Below are 11,322 nucleotides of genomic sequence, written 5' to 3'. Positions count from 1 at the left end.
TTTCGTCTCAGCCCTCACTTTATCACCCAAGAAGAGGATTTCTGGCGAGAAACGCTGCGGTTGCATTACCGAGATATTTGCCTGCCAGAGGTCTTGGCCGAGTACATAAGCCAGGTTATTGGAGATAACAGCTCCTTTAACGGCATACCCGTCGCCAGTCTCATGGGGCAAAAGGATTTCGCACTGAGAACGGTTCAAGACTCCTGGTACCGGTACCTGCATGAGCTAGGCATTACTGGGAGTCGAATCAGCGACGGTCAGCCTTCATTGCACATTCCCCAAGTATCCATTCCGTTCGACCACCACGATATTCGGGTAATCGTTGATTCCATGTTCCTGGATGGGACACTCCACCCAATGGAGGTAAACGGGGTGCCCTCTGAGCTGCCTGAGTGGGCGAAGGCTGGAGTTATCCAAGATCCCAAAGCGATGCGGGATCTTGTTCTGGATGGCGCTAAAACTCTATCTGACGAGATGCCTGGTTCAGACTCAAGCTATCGTGACTGGCTGCACTTCTCTCGCCGGTTTGGAGAGATTCTGTCCAGATTTCATAGCGTGGATGCCTACCAAGCGGAAGGTATTCGGCGAGAAATGCGAGCTTTTGTTCAGGATGTGGATGACCAGCTAGCCCAATGGGTAGCAAAACACTACGCCGACCTGCCCTCACTCCCCATTGCTCGCGGTCCAGTAATGCTTCATCACGTACCCAGATACCTGGCGATGAAACATAACCTCAACCAGGAAAAAATTGCGCTTGTCGTCTTTGACGGACTGGCATTGGATCAGTGGGTTCAGGTCCGCGAGAGCCTTGTCAAAGCCTGTGACAAGTTGATGTTCAACGAGCTGTCGTGCTTCGCATGGCTACCCACACTTACCTCGGTATCTCGACAAGCATTATTTTCAGGGCTACGACCAAGAGAGTTTCCGGACGATGTAGAGTCAACGTCGCGTGAGCCAATCTACTGGAAACGGTTTTGGCAAGATCAGGGTGCAAGGCCCAACGATGTTTACTTCCAAAAATCCATCAAACGCAACGATGATTTGCCGGCGCTGGAGGATAAACTCTCCAATCCATCGGTAAAGGTAGCCGGATTGGTCGTAGATACCGTTGATGAGATAATACACGGAGCGGTTCTGGGAAAGCAGGGTGTCGCCACCCAAATAGCTAACTGGTGCGAATCAGGGTTCGTGACGCGACTGTTTCGATACTTGCTGGATAACGGGTATCAGGTTTACCTGACAGCAGATCATGGCAACGCAGAAGCCACAGGTATCGGCCGTATAAACCAGGGTGTGGGGGCCGACCTTCGAGGAGAAAGGGTTCGTACCTATCGCAACGAAACCACGCTGGCGGAAACAGCGAAAGCCAACCCAGATACTGTTCATATTAACGTGCCGGGGCTACCAACCGATTTCCTGCCGCTGTTTGCCCAAGGACGAGGCGCCTTTGTACCTGAAGGCGACCAGGTTGTTGTGCATGGTGGCATGTCTTTGGAAGAGCTTATCGTCCCATTTGTGAAAGTGAGTTACGTACATTGACCGACCAGAAAACCTCAGCACCGAAAATTGGGTTTGATCGATTCATCGCTCTGGAATGGGCGGCTGCAGCTCTGCGAGCGCGTGCTGGAATGGGGACAATGGAGGATATGGATGAGTCTCTAGACCAAGCAGGAATGGGCAAGGAGGCTCGCCGAAAATCGCTGACCGTTCTCAAGCGATTGTGGCTTCAGCCGTACCCTGAATTCTCGGATTTCGCTGAGCGAGGCATCAGCATTTTCAAAGATGACCCAAGCGTGTCAGCGGCTGTTTTGACCTGGGGCATGGCCATTACCACCTACCCATTTTTTGGCAAGGTCGCTGAGTTAATTGGAAGGCTTTCTGCGTTACAAGGAGACTGCGCCGTTGCAGAAGTACGTCGGCGCATGAGCGAAATTTACGGGGAGCGGGAAGGCACCCAACGAACCACCTACCGAGTGATTCAAACCCAAGCAGACTGGGGGGCCATCGAACACACTGATAAAGGTAAGCGACTGGTGAGGCTGCCTCAAACTAACGTGAGCAATGAAGATGCCGTCGCTTGGCTGATTGAAGCTCTCGTGCGCTATGTCGGCAAGGCTCTGCCGGTTTCAGCAATTTCTTCTCAGGCTGTTTTATATCCCTTTGGTTTCGAGCAATCGCTGGGTTACCTGATTTCAAGAAGCCCCAACCTTGCAGTTCACTCCCAAGGGCCCAGCAGTCAATATGTCATGCTGGCTCAAAGCGACTGATGCTCCAAGGCATTGAGGTGGACCCAATCAGTTGGACAACCTGATGGTGTCCCTAAGCTATGATCCGGTTGTTTCCCTGGCTCAGGCTGCCAGAGATATGGGTTGCCCGTAGTACACCTCATCGGGTGTTTGGTAATCAAGGGTTTGGTGGTACCGGGTCTGATTGTAATGCCGGAAGTACCGGTGGAGCGCCTGCTTCAAGTGTCGGCCATCCTCGAAGGCAGTGAGGTAGACGCACTCGTGTTTGACGCTGCGCCAGAGCCGTTCCACGAAGATGTTGTCATGGTAGCAGCCCTTGCCGTCCATGCTGATCCGGATGCCATGCTCTTTGAGAACGCTTGTGAAGGCCTCGCTGGTGAACTGGACGCCCTGATCGGTGTTGAAGATTTCCGGCGTTCCATGGCGCTGTAAAGCCTCCTCCAGGGCATCGACGCAGAAGTCTGTGTCCATGGTGTTGGAGATCCGCCAGGACAGCACCTTGCGGCTGTACCAGTCGATGATGGCAACCAGATACATGAAGCCCCGCGCCAGCGGCACGTAGCTGATGTCAGTTGCCCAAACCTGATTGGGACGATCGATCTTCAAGCCCTTGAGCAGGTACGGGTACACCTTGTGCCCGTCGCCCGGAACACTGGTTCTTGGTCGCGGGTACACGGCCTGAATGCCCATGGTGCGCATCAGCCGCTGCACCCGCTTCCGGTTGATGCGGTAGCCCTGGTGCTGCAAGTGGACCCGCATCTTGCGAGAGCCATAATACGGCGTTTTCAGGTGCTGCTGATCAATCAGGTACATCAGATCCAGATCCTCCTGACATTGCTCACGAGGGACGTAGTACACCGATGAGCGGCTCAGCTTGAGCAGCTCGCACTGGCGCGAAAGACTGACTTGGGGATGACCACGCTCGATCATCGCCAACCGCTGTTGACGGCTTACTGATCGAGCTTGCGCGACAAAAAATCGCGTTCCACCGTCAGTCGACCGATCTCCCGGTAAAGCTCGTCTGTGCTGGGCTCATCGGATTGCTTGCCGGCCTTCCTCTTGCCTTCGAAGAGGTCGGGAGCGTTCTCCAGCAGCTCGCGCTTCCAGGTACTGACCATGGTGGGGTGAATCTGGAAACGGGCGGCAATTTCGGATGTGGTCTGGTCACCCTTGAGGGCGGCCAGAGCAACTTTGGACTTGAATGATGCGCTGTATTGCTTGCGTTTCTTGCTCATGATTCTCCTCCTCGTGGAGATGATGAATCAGAGCTTAGGCACCTGTCCAAAATTTGGGGTCCACTTCACATGCAGCTGCCTGCAGAATAGAAAGCAAAGCCAGAAATCAAAAATATATTGAGAAACAAAGCTATAGCTCTTTCTGCATTCCTAAAATTCGCGAATCTTGCAGAAAGACATGCAGAAAGGACAGCCTAAGACGGTAATCAACTCCTGCTTCAGTGTCCTCCAAATGCACCGCCAGTGGACTTTCCAGCCAACCAGGCGATCAGCTGCTATTCATTCGGCTTGCGTTAGTCCACTTGGGGGCTACTTGGAGTCCACTCATTTTTTGGCGCCACGGTCGCGCATTCTGCATCAAATGCTCGCAGATCCTCCTCCGACCAGCGGGCTGCGCCCGGGCCGAACATGTATGGCCGGGGAAGGAAGTCGTCTTTCACCCACCGCCAGATGGTGTGACGGGCTACGCCATAGCGTTCGGCGATATCATGGACGTTGTAATACATATCTGAACCTCTTTGCGTTGATTGATGTGGTACAGATACATTATCGAAATCAATACCTTCAGTGAGTCGTCAAATTCAGCTTTTTGCGCATTAACTCAAAGGCGCCATGGAGTGCAGACTCTTTTCTATTGAGAGGGATATGGATCAGTGCATGGTTGGAGGTCAAAGCACGAACCACAATCTACGGAAACTCGAAGTACGAACCATCTCTGAGCATATCCGTCTTCGACGGGGGTATCATGTACTGTCCGGCAAGCCCGTTTCACCCAGCTTTCCGATTCCAGCGAGCTCTGGAATGGTTCAGGTGAGCTCTTAAAAACGTACTTTGGTTCAGGTACCACCTTGAAAACGTTCTTTGGACAGAAGTAGCTAAACGGCTAGCGACCGCCTGGACTTGAGCGACACAATGTTGCAGATCGGAAGCATGAAAACTGGGGTTGAATATCCTGAGCATCGATTGAGACGAGACCTGGCGACTGATGAATCTGAAATCCCTCACTCGCCAGGTCCGGGCTACAAACCAACGCTTATGCACGAGGCAAGTCGTCAGCGTCCCGCAGCCTGCTCCTCAAAAGCGACGATGTCCTTTTCGTGCCAGCGCGTCGTGGATGGGCCGAGCCGATAGGGTTTCGGAAAGCAACCCAGCTGAACCCAACGCCAAATGGTAGACCGGGCTACCCCAAACCGCTTCGCCACATCTTCATCTCTCATGTACATATCTGTACTCCTTTAGTGTTTATCGGTACAGATACATTAGCGAGATGGAAGCCCCAGCAGGTTCGTCAAATTAGCGGAATTTCGTGATTACACCGAAATAGGCCAAGTTTTCCATTACATTTTCCCGGTTGAGCTGAAAAAGCGCTTCAGCACATTTGTGGCTTGGAAATAAGAAGCAATCTGCCTGCAGCCGATTTCTCTGCCGGTCCTGTTATCCAGATAGGTCATATCCAATGACCCATTGCCGTGTTCAACCATGAAATCAACGAGATCGTCTTCGTCATTCTCAACGGCAAGCATCAGTGGTGTGTAACCTTGAATCGGGTAACTATGTATAGCATTCGGGTCGGCACCTCTCTGAACGAGCATTCGAGCCATTGTCCGGAGTTGGCCCAGATCAAGGCGATTTTTCACCTCTCCGACGAGCAAATCCCGAACCGCAGCGAGAAGAGACTGATATCGAGGATCGTTGTATTGCTGGCGGAGCTTTGTCTGCACCTGTTCGAGCGTCAGCCCCTCTCGTCCCCCGGAATAACGGCGAATTGTATCCAACAGCATTTGGTCATTAGGTGCATTCTGAAGTTGCTTCAGCGGGGACGCTTTGCCTGTCAGCAAGCCGATTTTTTCCAGACAATGGTATAGGGGGGTACTCATTTCGACCCCGGCTCGAAAGTCTGGCTCACATCCCATGTCCAGCAGTGTTTCGAGCACCGCAATCTGATTCGTATTGAGCGCTGCATGCAAGGGGGCAAGTCTCTTCTTCTGCGTCCGGCAATTCAGCGTTTGATGATTATGCTCTGCCGAGCTGATGGCCTTAAAAAGTCCGAGATCAAAGTCTTGATTGCTCAGCTCGGTAACATCAAGGGCCAGTATGGAGAGCAGTAGAGCCGACTCGTCAGATTGAGAGAGCTTATTAGGATCTGCTCCGGCTTGAAGCAAAGCGGAAACCGCATCCAGATCTCCCAACCAGGTGTAATAGACCAATTGCGGCCACTTTTTACTCGGGCCGTTTCCAGTGGTGATTCGCCTGTCGGGATGCCGAAGGTCTGGCTTCTTGTGCCCCAACTTATCTGTAACCAGAATCGGCCCGACCAGTGCCTGATCGCGTCGTGGATACTTTGCTCCCGGAAACGCCCCAGATTCTGGAAACCTTTTCCTGAAATGTCCCCGATAAAAATCAATGAACCACGGCTCCACGTGGTCATCGTATTTGGACCTGAAGTCCTGCTGCTCAGGTTTCAGTGGTAACTCCATACCAAGCAATACTTGGGCGTTGCGAAGCCTCTTCAGAAAAGTTTTGTCTGGGCGGTCCAGCATCGCCGTTACCACCAGAGCTTCCAGAATAATAGTTTCCTGGTTCCGTCCTGCCCGGAAATAGGCATGTTCAAAGGCCTTTTTGTAATCGTTGGCCGCCAGCTCTAATGAGCCCGACAGCATATGAAACCGGGCTTCAAACCAATACTCCCAGAAAACAGTCGTGGCTATAGGATCAAAAGCCTGTCTTTTTTGGCTGAAATCGGTCAGCCTACTTCGAAGCAGTTCGCGATCAGCTGGTTGCTTAGGCCTAAAAGGATTCAGGCCCTCTGCCAGAAAGTTGATATCTGCATGCAGACGCTGAGTATCCACCGTTTCAGCAGAATGCGCTTCCGCCAGCACATAGCCGATGGGCTTATGGTGTTTGCCGGTGCGGAGGCTGCCTAAACCATGGGTCAGTGCAATATGCCCAAATGTCTGACGTCGAAACCAATCTACAGCCCGAGCAATTACAAATAGAGTATAGAGCCGCATCGAATCAGCTTGCCCCAACACCCCCCTTGCCTCTGGCGAACGGAAAAGAGTCTTCAGTGACGATAGCGACGGCAACTCAATTCCTGACTGCCACCTTCGGAATTGATCGGCTTGTTGTTTGCTCCAAGTCGACACGTAGCCAGGCCATGGGCGAATCTTCACTGAGGCCCAGGAGGCCGTGATCGCAATCGCTTGCTTTCGGTCATTCAACAGCGTTTCAGCAGCCGGTCCCTGGAGCCGTCTGCATAACTCCTTGAGCGCGAAGGCTCCATAAAAACTGAATAGGTGGGCCGCCAATAACTGTTCCGCTTTCTCGCGCGACAACCCCTCAAGGCTTAGTTTGGCTACAAACGCACTGTACTGTTCAAAGAAACGTTCAAGCCACCGGACTATGTCGTTCGCAAATTGCGCATCAACATGGTGCTCCAAAGGCTCGTGCAGCCCCCGCTTCACCGCCCGCCCGACAAACCGGAAATCGAAATCCGGATTGGCTACCTGATCATCGAGGAATTTGCTTTCGTACTTGAGGTCCAAAGCTCGGGAAAGTGCCCGCACAATTTCCAAATGATTTGGGTAAGGAGACTTGTATTCAGGCATTGGTCCAGCACCTCTGCTGTTCTAGATGCCGGATGTCCCGGGTGAGGTTGAGAAGGGCCTTCCGGTCGCTGGGACTTTTAGGAATGATTACCTTGCCGATGCCGGGTAGCTCCGCTTTCCCATGTTTCTTCCCTGACTGATACACCCACCCCTCCCGGCAAAGTCTATGGACAAGTTTGTTCACGTCTTTGTTACTGCTGATCCGTTTCATTAAACTCTCCCCTAATGAGGAAGCGGGCACAAGGCCCGCTTCTCACCGTTACTTCTTGCCAGCGTTCCGAGCCGATGCCCGCTGAGCTCTGGCACCAAACGAGTTTGCAGGTACCTGACCACCATTTTGTTGGGCGGTGGCGCTCTGGATGCGAGCTGCATCGGATTTGGTCATCGGCTTTGCGGATACTTTCTTACTCATGGGAATGTCCTCTACTCGGTTTATTGGCTGTCCGTTATGGACACCGACAAATGTACCGAACGAGGTCACAGTGGTAAGCAGCGCGATTGGCGGGAAAATCGGTATTCTTGCGATCGAATGCCTTAAGGCATTAACTTCAAAGTTCTCATGTCGGACGATCAGTGCGGTCTTGGATGAAACCCCGGTCTGGAACCAGGATGTGCCGGGAATTGGTCAGTGGCCCATTGCCCTGAGCTAGCAACCGGCCACTGAGTACCAAGCCTACATTTTATTCGCGGCTGTTATTCTCAAGGGACAAGACGTACTTCGCGAACTGTTCCATGAGCACCCGCCGCTTTGAAACCGCCTGAACCAAAATAGGTGATCGGTTAACAGTTGCCCTATCCAACTGGGACAGCGCGAGCTTTACGAGGTGCTCTGAAGCTCCTGCTTCCTCTAAAGCAAACGCTTTGAAGGCACGGCGCATTCCAGAAGCAGTAACAACTCTCCCGGTTTCCGGGTCAAGAAATCCGGGCCCGCCATCTTCCAGATCCGCTTGGTGCACTCTCTTAATGGCATTGTTGAGAGCGCTTTCCACTAGGAATTTCCGCCCCCTGAGCCCGGGAAATACAGCGTCACTCTCACTCCGTGTCAGGGATTCCAGAATCTCAATCACTCGCTCCGGGATAGGTATCATGTGATCCCATCCGTTACGCTGGTACCTTATTTTCGATGCAGGAATCATCCACAACTTTTTATTGAGATCAAACTCATCCCAGAGAGCAGTACGGACCTCGTCCGGACGTGCGGCCGTGAGCACCATAACCTCCAACGCTCGCACTTGGGTTGAATCCAAACTACGCGACACACGAAAAAACCGGGGGAGGTCTTGATAATTGATTGCAGGCGGGTGCGTTGGCTGGAAGGTCGCTGAAGGCCGCGGCAGAAAGAACTCCAAATTGTTTGACCAGCCAGCCGGATTAGAAACTTCTTGGCAAATGCCAAGAGTCTGCGCCATTTCAAAAATCTTTGAAATAGTAACCCTTACCCGCTCAGCAACCGCCGTTTTCTCTTCCCAGATGGGTTTCAGTACCCGCAAAACATCACCCGTCTTGAGTTTAGTCATCGGAATATCAGCGAGTGAAGGCAAACAGTACTTTTCCAGAATCATCTGCAATCTCAACGCCTGTTTCTCAGGGTGGTGTCCGGCAAACGCGCTGCACTTCATCTCATAGTATTGTTGAGCGACAGTGGCAAAAACCGGTGTCTCGACCAGGATTGGACCGGAAATGCTGTTCAGAATAGGGTTAACATTAATGTCTTGATTACGATTGATTTTCATAGGTTTCTCCGAGAAAAATAAACTTGCAAGAAATACATTAATGAAATCAGCGAAGTAGTTGACGCGCCTAATTAACCGATTATTGAAATTAGGCGCGTCTGCCTCTGGCTTATTTCTTGCTAGCCTTCTCGGAACGGGAAAGAGAGGACAGGTATTTTTCGAACGCCTTCATGAGCTTTCGACGTTTTGGAATCAGCTGCCCTCGCTTGTATGCCGCGCGAGTGGATGAGGTGTCGATATGAGACAGCGCGAGCTCGGATACATAGTCCTCCACGTTACCGACTTCCGTTGCCCAGTCCTTGAAGGCGGCCCGCATCCCATGAGCTGTCGCAACTTTCCCGGTTTCCGGATCGATAAAGCCGTTTCCGCCAGCCTTAATGTCAGCCTGGTGTATCTCTTTCACCGTCAGGTTAAGAGCGTTTTCGCTCATCGTTTCTTTTCCCCGGTATCCAGGGAAAATGTATGCTCCGTTGTCCCGGGGCATCATTTTTAGAATCTCAATAGCCCGGTCAGTCAGAGGAACCTTGTGGTCCTTTTTCTTGTCACGACGGCCCTTGAGCTTCCATCCCGGAACCGTCCAAACTCGCTCCTTAAAGTCTATCTCTGACCACTCTGCAAATCGCACTTCTCCCGGGCGGGCTACAGTGAGAATTTGAAACTCCAATGCACGAGCTGGAATAGCGTCTCGCTCCTGGAGCCGCATCCAAAATCGAGGAAGGCCTTCGTAGCCGACTGTTGGTTGGTGCTCCTCATCATGAATAGCAGCTGGTGATGCGAGGAAATTTTCCAGATTGCCGCGCCAGTGGGCCGGATTCAGCCCGTTTCGGAGTATCCCGTCATGCCGAACCATTTCGCAAACGTTATAAATTGTAATTCGCACCCTCTCGGCTGTTGGTGTTTTCTCCATCCAGATCGGGTTTAACGCTTGGACGACATGCCGAGGTTCAAGGTCCGACATCAAGATATTGCCGAGCTCCGGGAGGCAGTAGTCCTCAAGGTGCTGCTCCAGCCTACGTCTCTGTTTCTCTGGATTCTTCCCTGAAAACTCAAGGCATTTTTTCTCGAAGTATTGTTGAGCAACATCGCCGAATGTTCTCTGTTGCGCTCTTTCAGCTATCAACGCTGATTTTGCTGCTCTTTTTCCCGCAATCGGATCGTAGCCTTCAAACTGAACACGATATCTGAGCTCCCTGGCTTTCTCCCGAGCCATTGCGAGCGGCACTTCTGGGTAAGACCCCAACCCCAAATCTGTGCGTTTGTCGCCGACCGTTATCCTCAATATCCAGGAGCGTGCGCCAATCGCCTCCGGCCCCTTTGGTGGTCGACAATGCAAACACAGTCCCTTCACGCCACCCACCGCATGCAGCGCCGGGATTGGGTCACCGACCTTTTTCCCCTTCCCCGCTTTTTTAACTGTCCCGTGGGTCAGCCTTTTAACCTGAAGAGCCCCCAGCTCTTGTGCAATTTTCGGCATTCTCTAACCTCCCGAAGCTCAATGCCCCATCATCTGTCCCATCATTAGCCGCGCAATTAAGCGCGATTTGATAGGACAAGACGATACTGAAATTTGAGCGATCAGGAAGATTTAATAATACAGATCAAACAGTTAGAGACTTCTTGCAGCAAGATGAGACATGAAAATGGTGCCGCCTCCGGGCACCATTAAGAATTCAGACAGAACCCGCCTTGTGCGGGTTTTGTTGTTTCTGACGCCCTAGAAAGCCGACTCATGCTGGGATTCTTTGGGCATTGCTAGTCCTGGGATCAATGCGCTCTTCCATCAACCGTCGCTCACACATGGCCCTTTTCAGTTCCGAGTAATTGGTGGGGCTCGGATCTTCTTTGTAGCGCTCCTGGGCCAGTCTCGCCAGGTCGCACTTATCAAGCCACTTCTCAATCAACTCTGCAGTCTTCATAGCCACCTCGTTTCGTTGAATTTACCCGGTCAGCATAAGGTCTCTGGCACAGAGCTATCTCGGTTGTTTTTCGCATGAATTGTGGCAAAACATGGAGGGCATTGAGGATCAGGAATGGAAAAGCCCGCTTCATGCGGGCTTTGGAGAGTCTACCAAGTTTTGCCGGTTACTCACTAACCACCGTCACCGGACGATGGGCATGCCTGACGACCTTCTCGCTCACACTGCCAAGAGTGAGGCTTCTCAACGTAGAGTCGCCGCGGCGCCCCAGAAACATATGGGAGCCGGGATGTTCATCGAGGTACTCGACGATTTCCTTGGCCGGATCACCCTTTAGCAGGACTTCTTCCGCCGGCTCAACAATCCCGCTTACCGCCTGCTTCGCGGCATCAAATGCCTTGCGTCCGTATTCGCTGGCTTGTTCGTCAATGTCACTCTGCGGTATGCCACTTACGATCAGTCTCTCGAGCTTGGTACCGGGGAAGACGGCAAGCAGTTTGAGTGGCTGGCTCGTCGCTTTGGCAAACTTTGCTGCCATTTTGGCGGCGTGTGATGAATGCTCCGAACCGTCACACGCGACTACG

10 protein-coding genes are annotated in these 11,322 nt (G+C 52.3%); 2 read left to right on the top strand and 8 right to left on the bottom strand.

The genetic code is table 11. The features are described from left to right. Both pglZ and B2W52_RS09520 read left to right on the top strand, forming a co-directional pair. On the top strand, positions 1 to 1,539 hold a 1,539-nt coding region (gene pglZ, locus B2W52_RS09525), incomplete at its 5' end, for a BREX-3 system phosphatase PglZ (protein WP_286802728.1). Next, positions 1,536 to 2,267 (top strand): hypothetical protein, encoded by a 732-nt coding sequence (locus tag B2W52_RS09520; protein WP_273070011.1) that lies wholly within the window; start codon positions 1,536 to 1,538, stop codon positions 2,265 to 2,267. The genes pglZ and B2W52_RS09520, both read left to right, overlap by 4 nt. An 81-nt stretch (positions 2,268 to 2,348) precedes the next feature. Here B2W52_RS09520 and B2W52_RS09515 read toward each other — a convergent pair. From B2W52_RS09515 to B2W52_RS09480, 8 genes are all read right to left on the bottom strand, one after another. Next, a protein-coding gene (locus B2W52_RS09515; RefSeq protein ID WP_273070013.1) for an IS3 family transposase occupies positions 2,349 to 3,481 on the bottom strand; the annotation gives its coding sequence in 2 pieces (ribosomal slippage) (positions 2,349 to 3,211 and positions 3,211 to 3,481; 1,134 coding nt in all). Positions 3,482 to 4,533: 1,052 nt separating this feature from the next. Beyond that, positions 4,534 to 4,698, bottom strand: coding sequence for a helix-turn-helix transcriptional regulator (locus B2W52_RS09510; protein ID WP_286802745.1), 165 nt, complete (start codon positions 4,696 to 4,698; stop codon positions 4,534 to 4,536). Positions 4,699 to 4,818: 120 nt separating this feature from the next. Further along, a complete protein-coding gene (locus tag B2W52_RS09505; RefSeq protein WP_273070017.1) occupies positions 4,819 to 7,089 on the bottom strand; it encodes an ankyrin repeat domain-containing protein in 2,271 nt (756 codons plus the stop codon). A gap of 259 nt (positions 7,090 to 7,348) precedes the next feature. Beyond that, on the bottom strand, positions 7,349 to 7,501 hold the full coding sequence (locus B2W52_RS09500) for a hypothetical protein (RefSeq protein ID WP_273070019.1): 153 nt from the start codon (positions 7,499 to 7,501) through the stop codon (positions 7,349 to 7,351). Between the two features lie 268 nt (positions 7,502 to 7,769). After that, positions 7,770 to 8,822, bottom strand: a complete 1,053-nt coding sequence (locus B2W52_RS09495; RefSeq protein ID WP_273070021.1) for a tyrosine-type recombinase/integrase — start codon at positions 8,820 to 8,822, stop codon at positions 7,770 to 7,772. A 109-nt stretch (positions 8,823 to 8,931) separates the two neighbouring features. After that, positions 8,932 to 10,296 (bottom strand): tyrosine-type recombinase/integrase, encoded by a 1,365-nt coding sequence (locus B2W52_RS09490; RefSeq protein WP_273070023.1) that lies wholly within the window; start codon positions 10,294 to 10,296, stop codon positions 8,932 to 8,934. A 253-nt stretch (positions 10,297 to 10,549) separates the two neighbouring features. Then, a complete protein-coding gene (locus B2W52_RS09485) occupies positions 10,550 to 10,738 on the bottom strand; it encodes a hypothetical protein (RefSeq protein WP_008169300.1) in 189 nt (62 codons plus the stop codon). Positions 10,739 to 10,904: 166 nt separating this feature from the next. Then, positions 10,905 to 11,322, bottom strand: a 418-nt coding sequence (locus tag B2W52_RS09480; protein WP_286802715.1) for a universal stress protein, incomplete at its 5' end; no start/stop codon positions are given.

It is taken from the genome of Marinobacter sp. UBA2498, from assembly GCF_002341575.1.
GTDB classification, from domain to species: Bacteria; Pseudomonadota; Gammaproteobacteria; order Pseudomonadales; family Oleiphilaceae; genus Marinobacter; species Marinobacter manganoxydans.
Note: the sequence above shows the minus strand (reverse complement) of the source record. Positions and strands in the feature narration are given on the sequence as shown.